Annotated in this window: 23 protein-coding genes; 8 read left to right on the top strand and 15 right to left on the bottom strand. The window is 50.1% G+C overall.

Translation table 11 applies throughout. The annotated features are described in order from the left end of the window. Positions 1-19: 19 nt before the first annotated feature. From V4U88_RS15605 to V4U88_RS15595, 3 genes are all read right to left on the bottom strand, one after another. Positions 20-676, bottom strand: coding sequence for a PspA/IM30 family protein (locus tag V4U88_RS15605; protein WP_334074174.1), 657 nt, complete (start codon positions 674-676; stop codon positions 20-22). Between the two features lies 1 nt (position 677). Continuing rightward, positions 678-1,214 (bottom strand): hypothetical protein, encoded by a 537-nt coding sequence (locus V4U88_RS15600; RefSeq protein ID WP_334074173.1) that lies wholly within the window; start codon positions 1,212-1,214, stop codon positions 678-680. A 63-nt stretch (positions 1,215-1,277) separates the two neighbouring features. Continuing rightward, positions 1,278-1,403 (bottom strand): hypothetical protein, encoded by a 126-nt coding sequence (locus V4U88_RS15595; protein ID WP_334074172.1) that lies wholly within the window; start codon positions 1,401-1,403, stop codon positions 1,278-1,280. Positions 1,404-1,592: 189 nt separating this feature from the next. Here V4U88_RS15595 and V4U88_RS15590 point away from each other — a divergent pair, with 189 nt between their 5' ends. Continuing rightward, positions 1,593-2,045 (top strand): MarR family winged helix-turn-helix transcriptional regulator, encoded by a 453-nt coding sequence (locus V4U88_RS15590; RefSeq protein WP_334074171.1) that lies wholly within the window; start codon positions 1,593-1,595, stop codon positions 2,043-2,045. Between the two features lie 25 nt (positions 2,046-2,070). Next, the gene (locus tag V4U88_RS15585; protein ID WP_334074170.1) at positions 2,071-2,589 is read left to right on the top strand and encodes a GNAT family N-acetyltransferase; all 519 of its coding nucleotides are present in this window, start codon (positions 2,071-2,073) and stop codon (positions 2,587-2,589) included. Positions 2,590-2,685: 96 nt separating this feature from the next. Here the strand turns inward: V4U88_RS15585 and V4U88_RS15580 are convergent, their stop codons facing one another. Then, entirely contained in the window at positions 2,686-5,934 is a 3,249-nt protein-coding gene (locus V4U88_RS15580; protein WP_334074169.1) for a cellulase family glycosylhydrolase, read from the bottom strand. 608 nt (positions 5,935-6,542) lie between these two features. On the opposite strand from V4U88_RS15580, the gene V4U88_RS15575 reads away from it, so the two are divergent. Beyond that, positions 6,543-6,755, top strand: coding sequence for a hypothetical protein (locus V4U88_RS15575; RefSeq protein WP_334074168.1), 213 nt, complete (start codon positions 6,543-6,545; stop codon positions 6,753-6,755). A gap of 290 nt (positions 6,756-7,045) precedes the next feature. On the opposite strand, the gene ahpF is transcribed toward V4U88_RS15575, so the two are convergent. From ahpF to V4U88_RS15540, 7 genes are all read right to left on the bottom strand, one after another. Then, complete coding sequence (gene ahpF / locus V4U88_RS15570) at positions 7,046-8,575, bottom strand: alkyl hydroperoxide reductase subunit F (protein WP_334074167.1); 1,530 nt, start codon at positions 8,573-8,575, stop codon at positions 7,046-7,048. Positions 8,576-8,589: 14 nt separating this feature from the next. Next, on the bottom strand, positions 8,590-9,153 hold the full coding sequence (ahpC, locus tag V4U88_RS15565) for an alkyl hydroperoxide reductase subunit C (RefSeq protein WP_334074166.1): 564 nt from the start codon (positions 9,151-9,153) through the stop codon (positions 8,590-8,592). A 328-nt stretch (positions 9,154-9,481) separates the two neighbouring features. Then, positions 9,482-10,564, bottom strand: coding sequence for a bifunctional transcriptional activator/DNA repair enzyme AdaA (locus tag V4U88_RS15560; protein ID WP_334074165.1), 1,083 nt, complete (start codon positions 10,562-10,564; stop codon positions 9,482-9,484). A 215-nt stretch (positions 10,565-10,779) separates the two neighbouring features. Beyond that, on the bottom strand, positions 10,780-10,998 hold the full coding sequence (locus tag V4U88_RS15555) for a hypothetical protein (protein WP_334074164.1): 219 nt from the start codon (positions 10,996-10,998) through the stop codon (positions 10,780-10,782). Between the two features lie 163 nt (positions 10,999-11,161). Next, positions 11,162-11,545, bottom strand: a complete 384-nt coding sequence (locus V4U88_RS15550; RefSeq protein ID WP_334074163.1) for a YmaF family protein — start codon at positions 11,543-11,545, stop codon at positions 11,162-11,164. 54 nt (positions 11,546-11,599) lie between these two features. Beyond that, positions 11,600-12,367 (bottom strand): SDR family NAD(P)-dependent oxidoreductase, encoded by a 768-nt coding sequence (locus V4U88_RS15545; RefSeq protein ID WP_334074162.1) that lies wholly within the window; start codon positions 12,365-12,367, stop codon positions 11,600-11,602. Next, positions 12,351-13,181: an acetoacetate decarboxylase family protein gene (locus tag V4U88_RS15540; RefSeq protein WP_334074161.1), complete on the bottom strand. Its 831-nt coding sequence runs from the start codon at positions 13,179-13,181 to the stop codon at positions 12,351-12,353. Before V4U88_RS15540 ends, V4U88_RS15545 begins: the two co-directional genes overlap by 17 nt. Before the next feature lie 343 nt (positions 13,182-13,524). On the opposite strand from V4U88_RS15540, the gene V4U88_RS15535 reads away from it, so the two are divergent. Both V4U88_RS15535 and V4U88_RS15530 read left to right on the top strand, forming a co-directional pair. Further along, a complete protein-coding gene (locus V4U88_RS15535; RefSeq protein ID WP_334074160.1) occupies positions 13,525-14,358 on the top strand; it encodes a sulfite exporter TauE/SafE family protein in 834 nt (277 codons plus the stop codon). A gap of 1 nt (position 14,359) precedes the next feature. Next, on the top strand, positions 14,360-14,737 hold the full coding sequence (locus V4U88_RS15530) for a DUF1634 domain-containing protein (protein WP_334074159.1): 378 nt from the start codon (positions 14,360-14,362) through the stop codon (positions 14,735-14,737). Between the two features lie 635 nt (positions 14,738-15,372). Here V4U88_RS15530 and V4U88_RS15525 read toward each other — a convergent pair. Next, positions 15,373-16,254 (bottom strand): copper amine oxidase N-terminal domain-containing protein, encoded by an 882-nt coding sequence (locus V4U88_RS15525; protein ID WP_334074158.1) that lies wholly within the window; start codon positions 16,252-16,254, stop codon positions 15,373-15,375. Positions 16,255-16,404: 150 nt separating this feature from the next. Here V4U88_RS15525 and V4U88_RS15520 point away from each other — a divergent pair, with 150 nt between their 5' ends. After that, positions 16,405-16,788, top strand: a complete 384-nt coding sequence (locus V4U88_RS15520) for a RidA family protein (RefSeq protein ID WP_334074157.1) — start codon at positions 16,405-16,407, stop codon at positions 16,786-16,788. Between the two features lie 81 nt (positions 16,789-16,869). On the opposite strand, the gene hemH is transcribed toward V4U88_RS15520, so the two are convergent. Both hemH and V4U88_RS15510 read right to left on the bottom strand, forming a co-directional pair. Beyond that, positions 16,870-17,886 carry a ferrochelatase gene (gene hemH / locus V4U88_RS15515; protein ID WP_334074156.1) on the bottom strand — a complete coding sequence of 339 codons (1,017 nt, stop codon included), beginning with the start codon at positions 17,884-17,886 and terminating at the stop codon, positions 16,870-16,872. A gap of 93 nt (positions 17,887-17,979) precedes the next feature. Further along, positions 17,980-18,429 carry a hypothetical protein gene (locus tag V4U88_RS15510; RefSeq protein WP_334074155.1) on the bottom strand — a complete coding sequence of 150 codons (450 nt, stop codon included), beginning with the start codon at positions 18,427-18,429 and terminating at the stop codon, positions 17,980-17,982. A gap of 48 nt (positions 18,430-18,477) precedes the next feature. Between V4U88_RS15510 and V4U88_RS15505 the strand changes: the two genes are divergently transcribed. Both V4U88_RS15505 and V4U88_RS15500 read left to right on the top strand, forming a co-directional pair. Next, positions 18,478-19,032, top strand: a complete 555-nt coding sequence (locus V4U88_RS15505) for a histidine phosphatase family protein (protein WP_334074154.1) — start codon at positions 18,478-18,480, stop codon at positions 19,030-19,032. A gap of 55 nt (positions 19,033-19,087) precedes the next feature. Beyond that, positions 19,088-20,521: a hypothetical protein gene (locus V4U88_RS15500; RefSeq protein WP_334074153.1), complete on the top strand. Its 1,434-nt coding sequence runs from the start codon at positions 19,088-19,090 to the stop codon at positions 20,519-20,521. Between the two features lie 196 nt (positions 20,522-20,717). Here V4U88_RS15500 and V4U88_RS15495 read toward each other — a convergent pair whose 3' ends face one another. Further along, on the bottom strand, positions 20,718-21,218 hold the full coding sequence (locus tag V4U88_RS15495) for a hypothetical protein (protein WP_334074152.1): 501 nt from the start codon (positions 21,216-21,218) through the stop codon (positions 20,718-20,720). Positions 21,219-21,520 lie beyond the last annotated feature (302 nt).

Below are 21,520 nucleotides of genomic sequence, written 5' to 3'. Positions count from 1 at the left end.
TCCTCCTAAGTTAAGTGGTTTATGAGCTTTGTCTGGCTGCCTTGAGGTTGTCCAGTTCCGCCTGCACTTCATCCTGCTCCGACCAGTCCGCCAGGCGGGAAGTCGGTTGGCCCACGGCTTGATAGGCCAGGGTGCTTGCTTCCAGCCGCATGATTTTTTGCTCCATTTGATCGAATCCGCGGGAAATTCGGCCCGCGTCGATGGCCGGAACAGCGCGCGCCGTAGCCCGCAAAGCCGCCGCCGCGTTCATGCGCGCCATCAGAAACGTCAGCTTGTCGTTCAACTCCCGGCGCAGGTCGAGCAGACGGTCCATCTCCCCGCGAAGCGCCTCCATCTGCTGCCGGATCGCTTCGCGCTGCTCCGTATAGGTCTGATGCAGCTTCGCATGATGCAGCTTCTCCTGAATCGCCAGCTTCGCGATGTCCTCCTCGCCGCGGTCCACGGCGAGCCCGGCTTGGCGGGACCGCTTGTCCACCACCTGGATGGTTCTGGCGATCAGCACATCGAACTGCTGCTCCGCCGCGATTTGGACTTCCAGCGCCGCGCGAACCTTATCGATCTGCTCCTCCAGCTGCCGGATATAATACTTGGCCATGCTGACCGGATCCTCCACCTGATCGAGCAGCCGATGTACGTCTGCCGCGGCAATATCTTTAATTCTTCCGAAAATCCCCATGTTATTCATCCTCCTTTTTATGTTGATCCCGTTCCCATTCATCCAAGAAGCGGCCTCGGCTTACACCGGGTTCCATGGAAGAAGTGTAGGCGATAAGAGCCTGGGGGGATGTATTGTTACGATGGTTTGCAATCCGTCTGTACAGCCAAAAAGCGAGAAGCAGCACGATCAAGCCCCAAAGCGGCGTCAGCAAACTTAGGGTACATAAAGCCGCGAATACGGCTCCGATCCATTTGAGAATCCCCGTACCTTTTACAAAAAGAGCGACGCCCCCGAGCAAGACCGCCAGTTGAAGCAGAATCGTTCCTGCCGAGGCTGCTGAGTCTGACGCTCCGGCCATTTCCGGCTTCGCGAACCTCGCACCTTTCATCGCAAACGCAAATCCGTGCTGACCGTGCCTCATCCCATCATGCCATGCCTGGCGGTGTGGGAATGGTTCGCCGGACGGGGCACCCATGCTCATTTTGAATGCTAAAGCAATCAGCAGGATCGCGATCCCTGCGAGAGCGATACTCAGAAGTATTGAAGATCGTTTCATTGGCGCTCACCTCCTTCCGTGATCTCCATGGCCTTATCTTAGGGCAGGAACCTTTAGTGAATCTTAAATGCTTTTTGGGTCCATCAAAAAAATATCTTTGCCAAATTGAAGGTCAACCGCCGCATGAGTGCCATCGCCCAGGCCAAGGAGCTGCGGATGATCGGCGAAAACAAGCGCTGACGCAAACAAGGAGGGAGCTCCAAATTCACTTCCGGTGACCTCGGGGCTCCCTCAAGTCCGATGCCCAAACGGGAACAACCTCATCAAAAATTTGCGATATTGACGTGTTTTTGTTGCAAATACAATAAAATTAGGTTAAATTTAATATGTATTATTTTTATTGCATTTGCAACAAAAATATGTGCTGAGGAGTTAATTATGAAGGAGATTCTGCGTGAAATTGGAATGATCGCAAGGGCATTAGACTCTATAAGTAATATTGAATTTAAAGAATACGACCTGACAAAAGGGCAGTATTTGTACCTTGTACGAATTTGTGAAAACCCGGGAGTCATTCAAGAAAAGTTGGCTGAGATGATAAAAGTAGACCGGACTACAGCAGCCCGCGCTATAAAAAAGCTTGAAATTAATGGCTTTATTGAAAAGAAAGACGATACACACAACAAAAAAATTAAAATGCTCTTTCCATCAGAGAAAGGGAAAAGTGTATATCCTTTTTTAAAAAGAGAACATGATTATTCCAATAGCGTCGCATTAGAGGGATTCTCCGAAAGAGAAGCGGAAACCATGTTCAATCTTCTTCAAAGAGTAAGAAAAAATATAGAAAAAGACTGGGATTTTGTAAAAAAGGGAAACAAAAGAACTTATTGATGACATAAAGGAGCGACATATTCAGATGACTATAAATTTAAAAAAGTGTACCCTTGAGGATTCACACCAACTTCAAGCTATTAGTTATGAAACATTTAATGAGACATTTAAGCATCAGAATTCACCCGAAAATATGAATGCCTATTTGGAAAGGGCTTTTAACTTAAACCAATTAGAACAAGAATTATCCCATATTTCTTCGCAATTCTTTTTTGTTTATTTTAATAATGAAATCGCCGGATATCTAAAGGTCAATACCAATGATGCCCAGTCCGAAGAAATGGGGGACGCATCACTTGAAATCGAGAGGATTTATATAAAGAACAAATTCCAAAAACATGGGCTTGGTAAATATCTGCTGAATAAAGCTATGGAAATTGCGGTGGAACGTAATAAAAAGAATATCTGGCTGGGCGTATGGGAAAAAAATGAAAATGCAATTGCTTTTTATAAGAAAATGGGGTTTGTTCAAACTGGAGCCCACTCTTTTTATATGGGTGATGAAGAACAAACGGACTTTATAATGACCAAAACTCTTATATAAGAAAAATTTAATTAGGGGCGCCCCTCGGCCATCGACGGATGACCCGGGAGCGGCCCCTGCTTTTTGTTTTATTATATGGGAACTATACGGGTCCTCCTAGAAATTCACCTCAAAGTTCGTGATATTCAGGGTACCCGCCTCTACGGTTTCGCCGGTTCCCGCATATACCTTGAACGCGATGGCCCGAATGTCCGTCAGATGGGATACGGGCGCACTATGGACCCAGTTTGTGTCTTTGGATTTCCAGATCGGGGCATTGAACGCGTATGTTACGTCCACCGATTCCCCTGCCGCGATGACCCGCTCGACGGAAGGATCCGTTGCGGTTTGCCCTCCCGTCTCTTCCCAATTCCATCCGGTACCGGTCCGGAGCACCAGGGAGACGCGAATCGGCTTGGTTCCTTCATTGGTTAATGTGGAGGAAATGCCGGCATACCGGGACCAGTCATCCCCCTTCCCCAAACCGGGCTTCGTCTCGGTCGCCACGCCGGCCGCAACCGTATCGCTTAAGGTAGAGGCGTAATTCACAAACACGGTTTCTCCATTTAAGCCGCTCGAAATGTTCCCCGTAAAAGCCGAATCCGTAAAGTTCCACGGATAATGACTTGCGGTTTTGGGACGGTTCATCTCGGCAATCGTCGCCGCATAGGCGTCGGCCGGTAAATCAAAGCTGACGGTATGCAGTTGAATGCTTCCCTTCAGATTGCCGCCTCCGCCTTGCACCCTAAGAATGATCCGATTTACTTCTTTATCGGAGAGAGCCGTTAGCGGAACGGTAGCCAGCATGGTCGTTTTCGCCGGAATTTGGATGTACTGGCCAAGTTCCACCCACTTCCAAGTGCGGTCTTTAACAATCGGCTGCAGTTGAATTTCAACCGGATTCGGATTGGTGATGATGAGCTTCATGTGGTTAAAAGAACTCCAGTCTGCCGCCGGGCTGGGATCCACTTGAAAGCTGGGGTAATTCTCCTTCTGGAGATCGAAGGTCATGTTTAACCCGCCGTTTTCAAGCGGGGCCAGCTTGGCTTCAGTCGGATTCGTCGGCTGATCACCGCCGTTAATCCCAACGTACCAGTTCGAGTAATCGTCGATGATGCCCGGATCGATCGCCGGCAGTTGATTCGGGTCCCCGGTGGTTACCGTGACGGCATTGCTGGCCTCCGACACATTCCCCGCATCGTCAAAAGCCTTCACAGTGAACGTGTACGTTGTATTCCCCTCCAGGCCTGAAGCGATATACCCGGTTGCCGGGACGGAGCCGATCAGGACTCCATCTCTGTACACCTGATAGCCCGCCACTCCAATATTGTCCGTGGATGCCGTCCAGGACAGATTCGCTGTTGTGATGGCGGGTACAACGGTGAGGCCTGCAGGTGCCGTAGGCGCCGTTTGATCGTGGCTGTCCGCGGTTTTCACGCTTGCCGGGTTGCTCGCTTCGGATAAGTTTCCCGCGGCATCGACCGCTTTTACCGTAAAAGTGTAAGTCATGTTGGCCTTTAGCCCGGTTACCCGATAAGTCGTAGTCGGACTGATATCCACCAATACTTCGTCCTTGTACACATTATATCCGGTCACGCCGACATTATCGGTGGAAGCATTCCAGGCTAGCTCTACCGTGGAGTAATCCGGCGATGTCCCCGTAAGGTTCGCGGGGGGTGACGGAGCCTCACGATCAGACGGGGCATGATCATAAACGGAACAAATCTCCGAAGTCGCCCGAATGCCGTTCGGCCCGTTGATGAGGATATTCCCCTGCTCGGTATAGCTGGTGCCCGCCCAATCGTGGGACATGTCCAGATACTCCAGCCCCGAACCGTTTCCTTTCCAGGACCAGCCGAGATAACCTACGCCCTTTTCCTCGCTATAGCTCATGATCGTGGCCTCGTCCACATCCCCATTCGTATGCCGGATTCCGAATTCGCCGATCACGAGGGCCAAATTCTTGTTCAATACCTGATCTATGTTGCTCTTGACGGTCGAGGCGTTTCCTCCGGCATACTCGTACATATGAATCGCAAACATCGTATTTCGAAGAGGGTCGGCATTAAAAACCTGGGTCCCGTAGTCGAAAACCGATTGCGGATATTGCCCCCATCCCGCGCTGTCCACGATGATCGTGTTCTTGATGCCGGCATTCCGGAGTTTGGGGATGACGGACGTATAGCCGTTTGCCCATCCCGCTCCATCCCATGAGCCATACCATTCGTTCGCTATATTCAGGATCACGGTTTTTTCTTTGCCGATTAAGGCGCTCTTCATTTCGATCCAGTAATTTGCGATGTTGTCCAAGACCGCTTGGCTGTCCGATCCGGTTCCATCATGGACTTCGAGCACGACGACCAGCTTATTTTGTTCGCATAGCGTAATAAGATTCTGGATAGAGGATAAGCTGTCTTTCGACCACTGTTGGCCATCGGAAAGCACGATTCTTACCGTGTTGGCGCCTGTCGCGGCGATCGCGGGGATGGCGGCGGAGAGCTGATCTTTGTACCACGTATGCGCATGATTGATCCCCCTCATCACAAACGGGTTTCCGTTCGCATCGTAAAGCGTCGTCCCGTCAATGTAGAACCCGGTGTGCGTTGAGACAGGACTGGTTGTAACCCTTACTTCACCGCTCGCTCCCGACACATTGCCGGCGGCGTCTTTGGCTTTGACCGTAAAGCTGTACTCGGTGTTCGCCGTTAAGCCCGTTACGGTGTAACTTGTCGTGGCACTTGAACCTGCGAGCGCCGATCCGCGGTAAATGTCATAGCCGGTTACCCCTACATTATCCGTGGACGCAGTCCAGGCAAGGGTTACGGTCGTATCGGTTTTGGAGGAGACAGCAAGATTGGCGGGAGCGGAAGGGGCCGCAGTATCAGGCGTGCCGTCCGGACCGTACACTTCAAATTCCCAAAGAGAATAGCCCCACTGAGTGCCCCTTTGCGTTCCGTACATCCTCACATACCGGGCGGACTTCGTTTCAAAGGAGATTTGGTCTATTCCCCCGTCCCCTTCCGTTGTGGAATAAACGGTGTCCCACTGTTGATTGTCCAAGGAGGTTTGAATTTGATAGGATTTTCCGTAAGCAATTTCCCAGTTCAGCAGGACCCCGTTTATCTCACGGACCGTTTCCAGATCGACGCTGATCCAATGCGGATCGGAATAAACGGATGACCACCTCGTTGAAGCATTCCCGTCGAACGCCATGGCCGGTGTTTTATCGGAATCCTCCACAGTGCTTGCCGCCGCCGGCTTGTTTTGGGCCAGATTGACCGCGGCCGCTCCAGCTCCCGCATTCATTGACGGTATGAGGCTAAATAGCAAACCAAATACGACCACACAGGCTAAAATCCTCTTCATTCCTTGACCTCCTATTTATGGATTACTTTTTGAAACACCTTACACTTTGTGTCTCCTGTCATTCGTTCGAAGTGCTTTAAATTTTAATTAATCTACGACACATCCCCCCTTTCACGAATTCTTTTAGTAAGCGCTATCATTTTTGATTTGACAAAAAGCGGGTGTAAGGTGCTCAAACTTATATAAATGTTTTCAATTAGGTTCGTTTGAAAACATCTAGGACGTTTGCTGCGGTTTGGTGAAATGCTTCCTGTAGTTTCGTGTCAAGGGATTGAAAGTTTATTCCGGATTGAGAGTGATAGGCGGGATGTATTGGGGATTATGCAAAGTAACGGTTAAGCGCTTGCATCCGTTGAATTATCCATAATTTATATCCTGTTATAAGGAAAGTCAATGTACTTAAATAACAAATTTAAAAAAAGTTATCATCCCCTTTCATTAAGAAGAGAAATGACCTAAGAAAAACAAGGAAAATCCTTTAATTTGGTTAAGGTCGGTCCCTTGAAAAGATGGTATGATCTGGTACCGAAAGGAGGGAACGTTCTTCACAATATGTAAGCGCTTTACCTTGTTGTTGTGAGACCATATCACTGAGGGGAGTGCCATGAATGAGTAAAAGGATGAAGCCCACCATCATGATCCTGCTCGCCGCAGCCTTGTTGATCCCGTCAAGCTGGCTTGCTCCGGATGCGCGCGCTGCGGCGCCGATCCCGGAGGCAGGCACGGTTACGGTGTATCATGAAACGTTTGAAGACGGCCGGGGAGTCGCTACCCGCGCGGAAGCGGCGGTTATTCTGTTTCGGTTTTGGAATTTGTTTTAGGGTACTCAAAAACCCGCTCTATGAGCGGGTTTTTGAGCAGCGACACACGCTTGAAGGGACGGTACCCCAATTAACGGGAATTCCTCCCGTTAATTGGGCGCCTATGCGGTTACAGAGGTGAATTAGCTGGAAAACCTCCTGCTAATTCACCTGAAATTTGGTTTCCGGCCGTTTGGGCTGCGAAATAGATGGAGTTTTTCCAGCTAAATCAGATCCAAGAGCCAATAGCGGTAAATTAACGGGAGGAATTCCCGTTAATAAGGGATTAAGTCAACCCCATATATCTAAAACTATTGATTCCGAATCATATAATCAAATGCGCCCAAGGCTGCTGTCGCGCCTGATCCCATCGAAATGATAATTTGTTTATATGGAGTATGGGTGCAGTCCCCTGCGGCGAATACGCCAGGAACGTTGGTCGCGCCGTGACTGTCTACGACAATCTCGCCCATGCGGGTGCGCTCTATCGTATCGCCTAACCAATCCGTATTCGGCACGAGACCGATTTGGACAAATACGCCCTGAAGCTCGATGTGCTTCTCTTCTCCGGTCGCACGCTCGATGTAAGTTACACCGTTTACTTTAGTGTCACCTGTGATTTCCTTCACTTGGGCGTTTTTGAGGACGGTCGTATTCGGCAAACTGTTAAGGCGATCCTGCAGTACGGAGTCGGCTTTCAATTCCGGCATAAATTCCAGCACCGTAACATGCTCCGCGATCCCGGCAAGGTCGATCGCCGCCTCAATCCCGGAGTTACCTCCGCCGACCACCGCGACATGTTTGCCCGCGAACAGAGGGCCGTCGCAATGCGGGCAGTAAGCCACGCCTTTGTTCTTGAATTCCGCTTCGCCCGGTACGCCGAGATTGCGCCAACGGGCCCCGGTGGAAATGATGACGGTCTTACTCTTCAGAACCGCACCGTTCTCCAATTCAAGTTCAACGAGTTCTTTCTTCTCCAGACGCTTCGCACGCTGTCCCTTCATGATGTCGACGCCGTATTCCTTCGTATGCTCTTCCAGGCTGGCCGCGAGCTTGGGACCTTCTGTGTACTTCACGCTGATAAAGTTCTCAATGCCCAGCGTATCGTTCACCTGACCACCGAAGCGTTCGGCTACAATCCCGGTGCGGATGCCTTTACGTGCCGCATAGATCGCTGCACTGGCACCGGCAGGCCCGCCGCCGACCACCAGCACGTCATACGGCTCTTTACCTTCGAACTCGGACGCGTCCGAAGTGCCCATTTTGCCGAGAATATCCTCAATGGGCATACGTCCGCTCTCGAAAAATTCGCCATTCAGGTGGACCGTCGGTACCGCCATAATTTCTTTGCGTTCCACTTCTTCCTTGAATGCCGCGCCGTCAATCATCGTGTGGGTGATGCCGGGATTCAGGACACTCATCATGTTCAGCGCCTGCACCACATCGGGACAATTATGGCAGGTCAGACTGACATAGGTTTCGAAGTGGTACTCGCCTTTGATGCTTTTAATCTGGTCGATAACGCTTTGTTCCACTTTGGGCGGTCTTCCGCTCACTTGCAGCAAAGCCAGCACCAAAGAGGTAAACTCATGGCCTAACGGTACTCCAGCAAAGGTAACCCCCGTATCTTCCCCTACCCGATTGACGCTAAAACTTGGAGTTCGGGGCAACGTGGTTTGTTCAACTGAAATTTTGTCCGACATGCCGGACAACTCTTGAACGAGGTCCAGCATGTCGTTGGATACAGAATCGGCTCCTGCACTGACTTTCAGCAGAACATTGCCTTCCATGAGCTGGAGGTATTGTTCCAGTTGTTGCTTTATATCTGCATCCAGTTTCATGATTTTAACGCTCCTTAGATTTTGCCTACAAGGTCAAGGCTTGGTTTCAGAGTTTCGCCGCCTTCTTTCCATTTCGCAGGGCATACTTCACCTGGATGGTTGCGTACATATTGCGCGGCTTTGACTTTGTCGATCAATGTGCTTGCATCGCGGCCGATGCCTTCCGCCGTGATCTCGATCGCTTGAACAACACCGTCCGGATCGATGATGAACGTACCGCGGTTAGCAACGCCTTCTTCTTCAACCAACACATCGAAGTTGCGGGAGATCGTATGGGAAGGGTCGCCGATCATAATGTAAGTAACTTTGCCGATCGCTTCGGAGCTGTCGTGCCAAGCTTTGTGTACATAATGTGTGTCTGTCGAAACGGAGTAAACTTCAACACCCAGATCTTTCAGCGTGGCATATTGATTTTGCAGGTCCTCAAGTTCAGTAGGGCAAACGAACGTAAAGTCAGCCGGATAGAAGCAGAAAATACTCCATTTTCCCTTAAGATCGGCCTCGGTAACCTCGATGAATTTTCCGTTTTGATAAGCTTGTGCTTTAAAAGGCAGGACTTCTTTTCCAATCAATGACATGATTTTCGTACCTCCTGGAAATTTGGTTTCGTAAAACAGCATAGAGTTAGAGATAGTGTATCCCATTCCCTTAACTTGCTATGCTTTATATTTATACTAATTATTATATGCGAACCGTTCTCAATTACAAGCAACTTCATAAAGTCTTCATGATTTAATGTGAAGTGAACAAAAAATATGCCGATTAGCTGCTTCAACATTTTCAACGCTGGTTCAAACTGTCTCCATAAAATACCGACCATGATATCGTTCATGGATATCAACTCACTTCCAAATAAGAAGATATTAAACATATTCTTGGTCTCCAAAACCAACTCCTCCGCATCCCCTATTTTGTTTGTGGCGTATGTATGAATTTCTCCGCCACCCCCCCACCCTTCTCATGGTCAAGCAGCCATTGTTTCCGGGATAGGCCTCCCCCATAACCGCCCAAATCGCCGTTCGAGTTGATCACGCGGTGACATGGAATCATGATCGCCAACTGGTTGGCTCCATTGGCTTGGGCTACGGCGCGATAAGCACTTGGCTTTCCCATCGCCGCGGCCAGGCCGGCATACGAAGCCGTCTGACCCGGCGGAATTTTGCGCAGTTGTTCCCACACCTCTTGCTGAAAAGACGAGCCCAGCAGTTTCACCGGAGTTTTGAATTCCGTTAGACAGCCTGCGAAATAATCCGTCAGCTCCCTTTCGATCGAAGCGATCGGCGGTGTGCTGCCCGGAATGATTGCGGCTTTTGTGCGTTTTCTCAAGCGCTCTATCTCGCGCTCCAGTCCTCTGCGGTCCACGAATTCGAGCAAATATAGGGCTTGTTCGTCGGCGATGGCGACCATTGGACCCAGGCGCGTATCCAACCACGAGGCCTTCAAAATCTGCTGCTCGCCCAGTTGGGCAGGCGCGGCTCCCATAATCCGCGAAAACGCGTCCCTAAACCCGCTGCCCGATTCATACCCCGTGGACAACTGCGCATCGATAACCGCGCTGCCGGACCGGATCTGCTTTAAGGCGATGCCCATGCGCCGGGCTCTCGCATATTCAACAAACGTCATTCCGAATCTTTTCTTGAACTGCCTGCGAGCCGTTGACGCATCCACGGATAATCTGCGAAAATCTTCTTCTTTCCAGCGATGTTCCGGGTTCTCTTCTACCGCTTCGACTAATTTGCGGACAAGCTCCGAGACATGGTTTGGATGAGACAAGGGGCGGCAGCGTTGACAGGGGCGGAATGAGGCCAGCAGAGCTTCCTTGGCCGTCTCATAAAATTCGCAGTTTTCAAATTTAGGCTTTCGCGCCGGGCATGTAGGTCGGCAAAATACCCCGGTTGTCTTCACCCCGACATAAAAAATCCCTTCATACTCCGACTTTTTATCGATAAGCGCCTGATAATACACTTGTTTCTTGTCGGCCGGTATCATCCTGCTCCTCCTTTTTTATGCGGTTTTGAAGGTTGAAGCACCTTCACGAGTAACAATTCCGATTATAACGTGTCCGGAGACATCGTTCCGCCGAAAATCGGGCATTGATTTTTTTGCCTTCAGCAACAAAAAGCAGTGACTCCGAAGTGTCAGAGTCACTGCTTTTTGTTGGATGCTCCCCGGTATCGTCAAGCGGCAGATGATATGGACCAGAGTTAAAGATCCGGCGGAAGACTTTCCACGGTAGTAAAAAACACATCCAGCAGCTCTACGCCAAAGGTTCCATTTACGTATTCACCGATCTTCTCCAGCTCCTCCGTACTGCCATACTCCAAGCACGGACGTCCTTCGCTCCACAACACCCTGCACGGGAACAAATCCGTCACACGCTCAATAATATAATCTTGTGCCACGGGGCCACGGCGGATTGCCATGTTCTCATGCCTCCTTCACAATAGACTTTCTCTAGTATTATTATAGGTACTTCTATTATTTTAAATTTGAACATTATTTACGGTGATGTTTATCACACCAAATCAAAAAAGCCCATTTCCAAGAGCGGAAACCGGCTTTTTTTGATCTACCCAAGCTCCTTCATCAGGATTCGTTACCAGTCGTTCCTCTGTAGGCATGGACATGGGGGATACGCCCATTCACCGTGGTATGGCCCTCAAAGTGGTGGACATGGCCTCCATTCGGCAAAGGAATAGCCGGTCCGGTCCTTCCTCGAATGATATGCTCATGCCCATCGTTAAACGAGGTAACCGCAAAATAACCATGAACATGCGGCACACCATTGGGAGCGGGTTCTGTAACCCCGGCGTAGTGGTGATCATGACCGACATCGAAGGAAGTCACGCCCTTGAACGGATGGGTATGAACCGGCCGACCGTCCCAAGACGTAATGAACAACTTATGCGAATGCTTTGAATCGTTATCATGCTGATCCATCAAATAACCCTTTACGGGAATGTTTCTCATACGTCACCTCCTCTCATACCACATCTTATGAGAAAAGGTGCGTTTGCGTACGAATTAAACGGCCGACCAGCCGCCATCCACAAATAAAGTTTGGCCTGTCGTATAGCTGGAAGCATCCGAGGCAAAATATAGGGCCGCCCCATTCAATTCTTCGGGATTTCCGGGTCTTCCCATGGGGCATAGATTATTGTACATTTTCAAAAAATCGCCTTTGTATAATGCGGCTTCCGTCATTTCCGTTCTGAACAGGCTTGGACCGATCGCATTCACGGTGATGCCGTCCTGTGCGTAGGAAGCTCCCATGGCTCTCGTTAAATTGACCACCGCTCCCTTGGACGCCGAATAGGCGTGAAGGGGCACGGCTTTACTCCCTACAAGCCCGCAAACGGAAGCCATGTTAATGATCTTCCCGTATTTTCTTTGCTTCATATACTTGACGACATGCTTGGACATGAGATAGATGCCCTTCAGGTTCGGATCGACCACGGCGTCCCATTCCGATTCCTCCAATTGATCGACCGACCCGGCCCCCGCAACGCCCGCGTTGTTCACGAGAATGTCTATTTTTGAAAATGTATCCAACACCCTGTTAACGGCCTCCCTGACCTCCTCTTCCTTCGTCACATCGCAGGGGACAGAAATCGCCTTTCTTCCGCAATCCCGGATTTTCCCGGCCTGGGCTTCCAGATGATCCGCCTTCTTATCAAGCAGCGCCACGTCGGCCCCCTGGACAGCAAAAACTCTGGCGATTTCAAAGCCAATTCCGCCGGAACCGCCTGTAACCACGGCAACTTTGCCGGTTAAATCAAACGGATTCTCCATATCGTCCATCTCCTCCTTCTGCGGGAGTATCCTCCCACCAATCCCATCTCAGATACGAATATGGCAGAAATTCATCGGGCTTCAGTTGCTCCAGCATCGTCCCTTTTAAGAGAACCGTATCGCTGACCGTGTATACACCCCCCAGCAAATTTACGACTTCCAACTCCGCCCACGGATCGTGCGGCGAATCCTGCATGCTGATTTCGACTTCCCCTTTTCGAAGCACACGAACGTCCATCGTTGTATTCTGTTTTACAAGCGTTGGCTTTAAATCGAATCCACTGCCGTCTATAGCTTGGGAGTATTTAATATTGAAGACCGCCAAATCATGGCCATAGTATTCATCGATAACCTTCTGTCCGTCTTCCGCATTCATCTTCCCGTTCAAATGGGCTCTCACCCGAAAAAAGTCGATCCCATGCCGCCTTACCGTTCCTTCCACAAGATTTCCGTCCTTCTTCATCTCTATATCCGCGATCTTCTTGGGAAAGCCGCAAATCTCTCTTCCCAGCCCCATGGCCACGTCATCGCTGATGGGCATGGACAAGCAATAGGTGCCGACCTCCCCATGATAGTCCGCCAGTACGAATAATGCCGCTTCGCTGTAAGGAAGCGAGAAGCTGGTTCTGGGATAATGTGCGACAAAAGCATGAACCAGCGGCCTACTGGCCGCTTTGAGCGGCGCCGGAAGGATCCGTTCAATGATCTCACGCCGGGTCTCCCAATAAACCGTAAGAACCTCCGCATCATAAAATGTTTTCGGTCGGTTATTGAATCTCATGATCGCCTTCGGGTCTTTCACAAAACTTCCCATCCTAGTGCCTCCCTTGCTTTAACAGGATTTTCAACACAACACCAAACTCTGGTTCAATCCCAGGATAATGTCAATATATAACAAATTATATATACAATTTATTTCTAATGTATAAAAATTATACATTAGAAATAAATTGTATATTTTTTCAAAGTATTCTGCCAACCTGGGCTTCTAACCTCATGGGGAAGCATTTCGTCAACAAATCGGCAGGATTTTCCGAAACTTAAGGATGAAGTCCCAAATACAAAGTGCTATACTTGGAAACTGACGAAAGGAACAGGATGTATTGCGGCACTTTTACATAGCGTCGTGAAGAATGACCAGCAAAGGGGATGCAGTTTTGACAACGACCGTCATTGAAATTTTTCTGATCGCCATATTGGCGGGGATCGTGGGCTCGATTCTAGGTCTGGGCGGGGGTATTATCGTTACGCCTGCGCTCACTCTGCTGTTTGGCGTCGACATTAATCATGCGATTGGGGCAAGCGTCATATCCGTGATCGCCACGTCCAGCGGTTCGGCCGTGGCGTATTTGCGCGACCGGATCACGAATTTGCGGGTCGGCATGTTTCTGGAAATCGCCACGACCGTCGGGGCGATTACGGGGGCTTTTCTCGGGGCGCTGATCGCGCCGCGGTTTTTATTTTTCATCTTCGCGGTGCTCTTGCTTTATTCGGCTTACGCCATGATCAAAAAGGGCAAGGAGGAAATCCCGGCGAACGTCAGGCTTCACCCCGTCGCGGAGAAGCTGGGGCTGCAGGGAGAGTATTACGACAAGGCGGTGGGCAAGCAGGTAGCCTACAATGTCGACCGGGTCTATGAAGGCTTCGGGGTCATGTACGGTGCGGGCGTCGTTTCAGGCTTACTGGGCATCGGCAGCGGCAGCTTTAAGGTGATGGCGATGGACGTGTTCATGAAAATGCCGCTGAAAGTATCCACGGCCACCAGCAATTTTATGATGGGGGTTACGGCGGCGGCCAGCGCGGGCATTTATTTGCTGCGCGGCGACATCATTCCGATTATCTCGGCCCCGGTAGCGCTGGGCGTTCTCGTCGGGGCAACCGTCGGGTCGCGCATCATGCAGCGGATGAAAAGCAAAACAATACGCAAGCTGTTCATTCCGGTGATGATCTATATCGCGTGCCAAATGATCTATCAGGGATGGAGGGGTTAACATGAACGAAGGCCATCCGGCGGAAAAGAAACGCGCCTTTGAAGTTGAAATCATCATTAGCAAAATGCTGCGAATCGGCGTCCTTTTGGCAGCCGCGGTGATCATCACCGGCCTGCTGCTATTCCTGGTGACTGGGGACAGCGGTTACCCGGAAGATACCTTCCCTACCGATTTTGGGGACATCATGACAGGGCTGTTCGCCCTAAAGGCGGCCGCAGTGATCCAGGCCGGACTGCTGCTGCTCATCCTGACCCCGGTGTTCCGCGTTTTCGTATCGCTGTTTGTGTTTTGGGCGGAAAAAGACTACCGTTTTGTCCTGATCACAGCAGTCGTCTTCGTCATTCTGATCGCCAGCTTCTTGCTCGGCAAAGCAGGTTGAGGTTAAACGCTGGAACAGAAATAGACCGTACCTTCCTGTGGGCGGTCTATTTTTTTGTCAGAAGTCCGTTAATATCTTTAGTAACCGTAATACTCAGGAAGGAGATTCTTCCCTTCCTTCACGCTTTTATTCACGATATCAATCAGCTCTTCCATGCTTCCATATATTTGTTCTGTGGGAATAACGTCGCCAAAGTGCTCCTCAAAAGTATGATTGGATGCACATTAATTGTTTGGTTCAAATTAACGGGAATTCTTCCCGTTAATTTGGTGCGCATGCGGCTGCAGAGGCGATTTAGCTGGAAAACCTCCCGTTAATTCGCCTGAAATTGTGTATATACGCAATTGGGCCGCGAAATAGATGGAGCTTTTCCAGCTAAATCCGATCCAAGAGCCAAGAGCGGTACATTAACGGGAGATTTTCCCGTTAATGTGTAGACTCCGGCGGTGGCACTTTAAGAAAACAGCCATAGACGCCAAAAGCCAAAGAGCTAAGGGAAAACAGACCACTTAGCTCTTTGGTTTTTACGATAACATCCTATTTTGTTGGTGAGGGTGTTCCAAAGTTTTCTTTTGGGACAGCTTCTTGTTAGTGCACTTGGCGGCACGTCGACTGGGGAGGTCCTTAGTCCTCATTCATAGATTCTCCGGGACGCGTTGAATGAAATCGGAATATACCTTGTAAGGGCTAGTAAAGGTGCCTTCTTTTCTCCCTTCTTGCCAATAATCTGTGGTAATCCCGTTCCCTGTTCTGGAAAACTTCACCCCTGTCTGAATTAAAGGCTCCAAAGCAGGGTCACTCAACAGAAACACCGTACCTGCTGTCCCCAAATATTCATTGCCTTGAGGGGATTGAATCCATTGACCCGCCAGAATGGCCTTGCCATCTTTAATCTCTATCACAGAGGTCGTATATCCATCGTAAAACGCATAAACATCGGCCCTTCCGCCCGGAAAAAAGTAGGCATGATCTTTATATGTCTTAGCCGCAAGAGGCTTAAAAGGGGTGGTAATCGGCAGCGAAATCGCTGTTGCGCGCGCAATCTGCAAATCATTCTGCTCCAACAGACGGCGATCCGTCTGGTAATCCGGGGATGTGATAAAAACAAAGCTGCGAATGGATTCATACTGAACCCGATAGCCCAGCGCCTCCGTTACAAATCGGGCGGGAACCAGCACGCGTCCTGCTTGACTTCGGGCAGGCGTCTCCATGCCGAGCGACTTCCCGTTCTTTGTGGCTGTTTTCTGATCCACGGTAATTTTTAATTCGTCCCCTGCCTTGTTTTGAACCACAGCCGTCTTGGAGCCGGGCTCCCACCTATAAGATAATCCCAAAGATGACAGCGCCCGGATCGGCAGGTATGTATAGTTGTCGATAACGGCGGGAGGAACCTCCATCCGCACAAAGTTGCCGTTCACAATCACTTCCATCTCACTGGCCGCCATTTCTGCCGCCGCAACCTGGAATGAACTTATCGCATCGATCAGCAAAATAAACAACACCGTCATTTTTTTCATCCTAATATCCCTCCAGAAACCCTATAGCGTCAACCTTACTCCGCTTCTGCACTATCCTTTCTGACAGTAGCTATCAAAAAAGTGCGTACTTCTTTTTGCCGTCCTCTCCTTTTATACTGACCTTACTTTCAGATAAAAGGAGAGAACAACATGGCTCAAGTAAAAATGTACAATCACGATCTTTGGGATCACGGCATCTCCCAAGGTTACAGCGTCAACGGAACGGTCTACATTTCGGGGCAATTTGCCCACGACATGAAGGGGGCCTTCATTGGCGAGGGCGATATCGAGGCGCAAACGCGGCAAACCCTGGAGAATCTCGACCGCGTATTGAGGGAATTCGGTGTAACCAGATCGAACCTCGCCTATGTGGAAGTTTATCTGACCAACGCGGAAGTGCATGCCGAGCCGGTCATCGGGCTGTTTAAGGAATACATGGGACAACATCGGCCAGCCGGCAGTCTCATCGGTGTATCCTCCCTGGCGTTTCCCGAGCAGTTAGTCGAAATCAGCGCTATTGCCCATACCGACTAACTCCGCTGACGGGGGCGGTGCGTGGGAAGCAGTCGTACTTTTCGAAAAAAGTGCAGCCGCTAGATTCGCGGAAATTTCAGGTCATCCCCAGCCCCCGGCATTCCGCTCAACCAGCCCTGCCAAGAAATCCAGCCATTCCGGCTGATCATTCAGGCAGGGGGCATAATGAAACTGCTCAGCCCGCCCGCCGGAAGCACAAAAGTGATCCCGTCCTTCGATATCCAGCTCATGCAGCGTCTCCAGACAATCGGCCGCAAAACCGGGGGCAAAGATCAGGAGATGGGCGACTCCGTGTTTCGCCAAACTCCCGATCACATCATCCGTGGAAGGTCCAACCCACTCCTCCGGGCCAAATCGGGATTGAAACGCTACCTGCCACTGGTCCTCCCGCCAGCCCATAGCTTCAGCGAGCAGCCGCGCCGTCTCCATGCAATGTTCAGGGTAAGGATCTCCGGTGTCCACATACCGTTTGGGAATCCCGTGAAAAGACAGCACCACCCGATCCGGCTCCCGATTCAACCGCTCCATATGGCGGAGCAAGTGCGCCTTCATCGCAGAGATATATCCCGGGTCCTTGTAATAGGGCTCCACAAACCGGAGCGCCGGAACATGCCGCTTGAGGGCCGGCGCCTTGGAACTGGCACGGCCAAGCGCGGCAAAACAGGCCTGATCATAGACGGAAGCCGTTGTTGTTGAAGAATATTGGGGAAACAGCGGGACAACGAGAACGCGGCCGATTCCCGCTTGCTCCAAGCGCTGCATGGCCTTTTCTATGCTATGGTCACTGTACGCCAGTCCCAGCTCCACTTGAAACTTCGGACCCAATCTCTCCTGTAAAGCGGATTGTTGACGAAAAGAGTTCACCAATAACGGAGACCCTTCCTCGGTCCAAATTTGTCGGTACAATCGGGCCGACTTTCGGGGCCGCGTCCGAAGGATAATTCCCTGGAGGATCGGCTGCCACAGCCAGGGACTCCGGTCAATGATTCTCCGGTCCGACAAAAATCGCCGCAAATAAGAACGCACCGCCTTCGCTTCCGGCATGGACGGCGTTCCAATTTGGGCGAGAATAACACCGATCGATGGATGGGTTGGCACAGACAACAACTCCGTTCGTATCGCTTTTTGCCTTATTTTCCACCATCCGGGCCTCCCAGGCTATTAGTCTGCTCACAAATTCGCTCTATCCCATCAATCACGAGAGGGACTAATCTCTATTTCCCTCATGTAACGAGTAATTGGAAAACAATCCTCCAAATCTTCCCCCTCCAGCGACCAATATAAAATGGTATTCACATGGATTTGCATATCTTCTTCAAGAAGATGCCTGATTCTGTTCCAGATCACAATATCAAAATCATATTCACTAAGGTGATCATTAAATGAAGATACGATAATCACCATAAGAGCAAATTTTTCTTCACTATTCAGTGAACCTTTTCCATAAAATGCAAGAAACTCTTCTAAACGGGATGAGTTCGCAACAACGTATTCCCAATCCTGACAAAACTCATCAGGCTCAGGTAACCCTAATTTTTCAATAAGGGATTCTCTTGCTGATTTACAAACATATCGGGGGCTGTTTTCCATAATTTCTCCACCTCCCTCAACCTCCGGATACGCGTTTATCCAATTGTACATACTACGATTTTTAGAGAAAGTTACTTTCCTGCAGAAGGAGTGTCGCCCGTGTCTCAAACCTTCTATGTGATTCGCCATGGTCAAGCCTCCGGCAATGAACCCGAAGCTCCCTTGACGCTTAAAGGAATTGAACAAGTGGAGCGCTTGGTAGATTTGCTGATTCAACAAGGTTTCACCGATTTTAGCCGGATTGTTACCAGCCCTTACTTGCGTGCGGGACAAACCGCGGTTCTTTTGGCACGAAGATTGGAAAAAGAAATGAAAGCCGACCCGCGATTGGTGGAACGCAATTTGGGCAGCGCCCCTGAGGATGGAAGCGTACTGCTGGACGAACTGCGGAAGCACGATGAAAATGTGGATTTGCGGTTCCCTAACGGGGAATCGAACCGGGAAGTGGCCTCAAGGGTGCTTGAACTGACGCATGAATTGCTTAATCTCAATGAAGGGTTTCTTCTGATTACGCACCGGATTTCGATGGCGCTGTTGATCCGGCAGTATGAGCCCGCTTTTTCTTTCGACCGGATGATGGCGCTCGCTAACCCTGCTGCCTATTCTATCACCCACAACAACGACGGTAACCATTTTGTAAAACGCATATTGTAAAGCCCCTTGGCAAAAAATACTTCCGAATCCCAATGAACCCCAAGGAGGTATTGGTTTGCAAGAGTTATTCAATAAAAATGTGACGAACCGGATCGCCGTAAATACGGTGGACATTTCCAATTTGGCCGTTTGCATCGAAGATGTCAGAAGAGCGGTTTTGACCCCTCTCCAGTCCCCTGAGCCGCCAACCGACTTTCACGAGCTTCGGGGCCGATTGGAAGCGGTCAAGGACAAGCTGCCCAAGCTTTATCAGGAAACGGTGGTCAAGCCCTTCCTGAGAAAATTGGACGAGCTGGGACCGCGGGGCTTCGTAGAGATTCTGATTCGTGATCCCGAACGGAATTCCAGCGCCCGATTGATGTTGGACATCGCCCAATCCATTCTCCAGCACGGCGAGGGTTACTTGCCGCTGGCCACGGATGCTTTTCAAGAGGTCGTAAGCGACCTGTACGACGGATTCCTGAGCGCCGCCGACCGTGTAGGCGTGAAGCCGCCGGACTTAAGCGTTATTCCGGCGCTTGTGAAATGGGGAAGCCCGGAAAGCGGCCCCTACACCTGGCCGATCGACGCTACCTCGGTTTTCGACCTGCAAGCCGCTATCGTCAGCCTGCCGCCCATTCATGCGAATGCCGGGGTCCTCTCCTGGTCCAGCCTGCCTCATGAGGTATGCGGCCACGACATTCTTCATGCGGATATCGGTTTGCTTGAGGAACTTTCGCAAACGGTTTGGACCGAACTAAACCGGGCCAATGTCGGTCATAATCTGCCTGATTATTGGGCGTCCCGGATCGACGAAACCGCTTCGGACGTGCTCGGCGTATTAAATGTGGGACCCGCGGCCGCCATCGGTTTGATCGGCTATTTTCGAGGGATGAATGCCGCGTTCACGGGAAATGCCGCGCTTAGAAACATAGGCCCGGCCAATGATTCCCACCCCGCCGACATTCTAAGGGGGTATTTGGGAGCCTTCGCGACCGGCCTCTTGGAATTCTCCGGAGCCCAGGAGTGGCAGCGCGTGATTCTTGCGGAAACCGACAAAGACCTTGCTTCGATTCGCCTCGAAAATCGCGCTGTCGACGCGAACGCAGCCAGGGAATCGGCCCGGATTGTGGCGGAAACGATCATGAAAGCCAAGCTGAGAAGCTTGGAGCATACCAGCCTCAGCCAGATCCAGAACTGGAGAGACCGGGATGAACAAATCATCCTTGCTTTGCGCCCTTTATTACAAACCACGGGCACGCCGCTTCCGGCTCTATACAGAGATGGTTTCTATGCGGCGCATGTCGTTGCGGCCGCCGTTACAGAAGCTCTATCCAAGAATGCAAATCCGGAAATCGTCTTCCAACGGATGGTTACCCTGCTGAAATTGATGCATGACGCCAACCCTTCGTGGGGCCCGTTGATCGTTACGCACCCTGGGGATATTTTCAGACACTTCACGTATATTCCCGTCAATGAAGCGCAGAAGGATGTGCAGCTTTATGTGTAGTATCGGAGAACAGGGAGAGTCGTTCTAACCCCGATGCTGCCAGGTAGAGATTAAACCAGCTTAGGCTGGTTTTTTGTATAGGTGAATAAACAACGGGGAAAGCGGGATGGGGTCATTGAAGGAAGATGGTCGTCAGTGGTCCTCCCCGTGAGGAACATGCCGAGTCCATTTTGCGAATGGATATTACTCACCCTCTCTAGAAAGCCTCTTCTTCATAAGGATAATTCAGCAGCGCCAGATTTTCCTTTGCCATCAACCATGTCCGATAATCTAAATGACTATTAATCAGCAAACGCCTTTGAACTCTTTTGAATAAAGGATACGAGGTGTCGTCCAAAACAAGCAAATCCAGATTGTTTAAGCGCAACAGCTTTTCAATGACTTCAAGAAATTTTACCCATCCGATCTCAAAGATGTACGATTTAAATTGAATACTAATAAAAACATTCGTATCCACCCCATACGCCTCGAGATTGGCCTGCCGATAACGCTCCATATAATCATCCTCATCTTCTAAATCAATGCCCATTGAAAAATAGGTGCACCCGACACTTACTTCTTGACCATAAGAGTGATTCCATACTTCCGCCTCATAATCGATTAATTCTACAAATAATACCTCGAACATCATATTGTAGAGCAACTTCCCCAATCCTTCTTTAGGCAAATCAAAACCCATGTTTAATGAAAAATCCATTAGGTATACCTCCGGAACCGCTCTGGTGCCCCATTAGATATCGTAGTTTGCAACGAAAAAGAGCTGATCCTGTCCAGGTTCGGCGGAATTTCCTTATCCTTGCCTCTGCTCAGAAAATGAAGATGCCTTAGAATAAGTCAGCTTTATGATATTTCCCAGGAGCATAATCGTTAAAACGATCCACCGCTTCAATCAAGAAGGGATAGCCTCGCTTAAACCTAATTATGTAGGAGGTTAACCTCGAACGTTTACGGAAAAACAGTGTTCTCGAATTGTTGAACTGGCACAGATTCCTCCTCGCA

It is taken from the genome of Paenibacillus sp. A14 (assembly GCF_036864815.1).
GTDB classification, from domain to species: Bacteria; Bacillota; Bacilli; order Paenibacillales; family Paenibacillaceae; genus Fontibacillus; species Fontibacillus sanfengchensis.
Note: the sequence above shows the minus strand (reverse complement) of the source record. Positions and strands in the feature narration are given on the sequence as shown.

Excerpts from the sequence above, each read along its gene's own strand:
- V4U88_RS15605 (WP_334074174.1), bottom strand. The coding sequence starts at position 676 with ATGGGGATTTTCGGAAGAATTAAAGATATTGCCGCGGCAGACGTACAT.
- V4U88_RS15600 (WP_334074173.1), bottom strand. The coding sequence starts at position 1,214 with ATGAAACGATCTTCAATACTTCTGAGTATCGCTCTCGCAGGGATCGCG.
- V4U88_RS15590 (WP_334074171.1), top strand. The coding sequence starts at position 1,593 with ATGAAGGAGATTCTGCGTGAAATTGGAATGATCGCAAGGGCATTAGAC.
- V4U88_RS15585 (WP_334074170.1), top strand. The coding sequence starts at position 2,071 with ATGACTATAAATTTAAAAAAGTGTACCCTTGAGGATTCACACCAACTT.
- V4U88_RS15580 (WP_334074169.1), bottom strand. The coding sequence starts at position 5,934 with ATGAAGAGGATTTTAGCCTGTGTGGTCGTATTTGGTTTGCTATTTAGC.
- V4U88_RS15575 (WP_334074168.1), top strand. The coding sequence starts at position 6,543 with ATGAGTAAAAGGATGAAGCCCACCATCATGATCCTGCTCGCCGCAGCC.
- ahpF (WP_334074167.1), bottom strand. The coding sequence starts at position 8,575 with ATGAAACTGGATGCAGATATAAAGCAACAACTGGAACAATACCTCCAG.
- ahpC (WP_334074166.1), bottom strand. The coding sequence starts at position 9,153 with ATGTCATTGATTGGAAAAGAAGTCCTGCCTTTTAAAGCACAAGCTTAT.
- V4U88_RS15560 (WP_334074165.1), bottom strand. The coding sequence starts at position 10,564 with ATGATACCGGCCGACAAGAAACAAGTGTATTATCAGGCGCTTATCGAT.
- V4U88_RS15555 (WP_334074164.1), bottom strand. The coding sequence starts at position 10,998 with ATGGCAATCCGCCGTGGCCCCGTGGCACAAGATTATATTATTGAGCGT.
- V4U88_RS15550 (WP_334074163.1), bottom strand. The coding sequence starts at position 11,545 with ATGAGAAACATTCCCGTAAAGGGTTATTTGATGGATCAGCATGATAAC.
- V4U88_RS15545 (WP_334074162.1), bottom strand. The coding sequence starts at position 12,367 with ATGGAGAATCCGTTTGATTTAACCGGCAAAGTTGCCGTGGTTACAGGC.
- V4U88_RS15540 (WP_334074161.1), bottom strand. The coding sequence starts at position 13,181 with ATGGGAAGTTTTGTGAAAGACCCGAAGGCGATCATGAGATTCAATAAC.
- V4U88_RS15530 (WP_334074159.1), top strand. The coding sequence starts at position 14,360 with ATGAACGAAGGCCATCCGGCGGAAAAGAAACGCGCCTTTGAAGTTGAA.
- V4U88_RS15525 (WP_334074158.1), bottom strand. The coding sequence starts at position 16,254 with ATGAAAAAAATGACGGTGTTGTTTATTTTGCTGATCGATGCGATAAGT.
- V4U88_RS15520 (WP_334074157.1), top strand. The coding sequence starts at position 16,405 with ATGGCTCAAGTAAAAATGTACAATCACGATCTTTGGGATCACGGCATC.
- V4U88_RS15510 (WP_334074155.1), bottom strand. The coding sequence starts at position 18,429 with ATGTACAATTGGATAAACGCGTATCCGGAGGTTGAGGGAGGTGGAGAA.
- V4U88_RS15495 (WP_334074152.1), bottom strand. The coding sequence starts at position 21,218 with ATGGATTTTTCATTAAACATGGGTTTTGATTTGCCTAAAGAAGGATTG.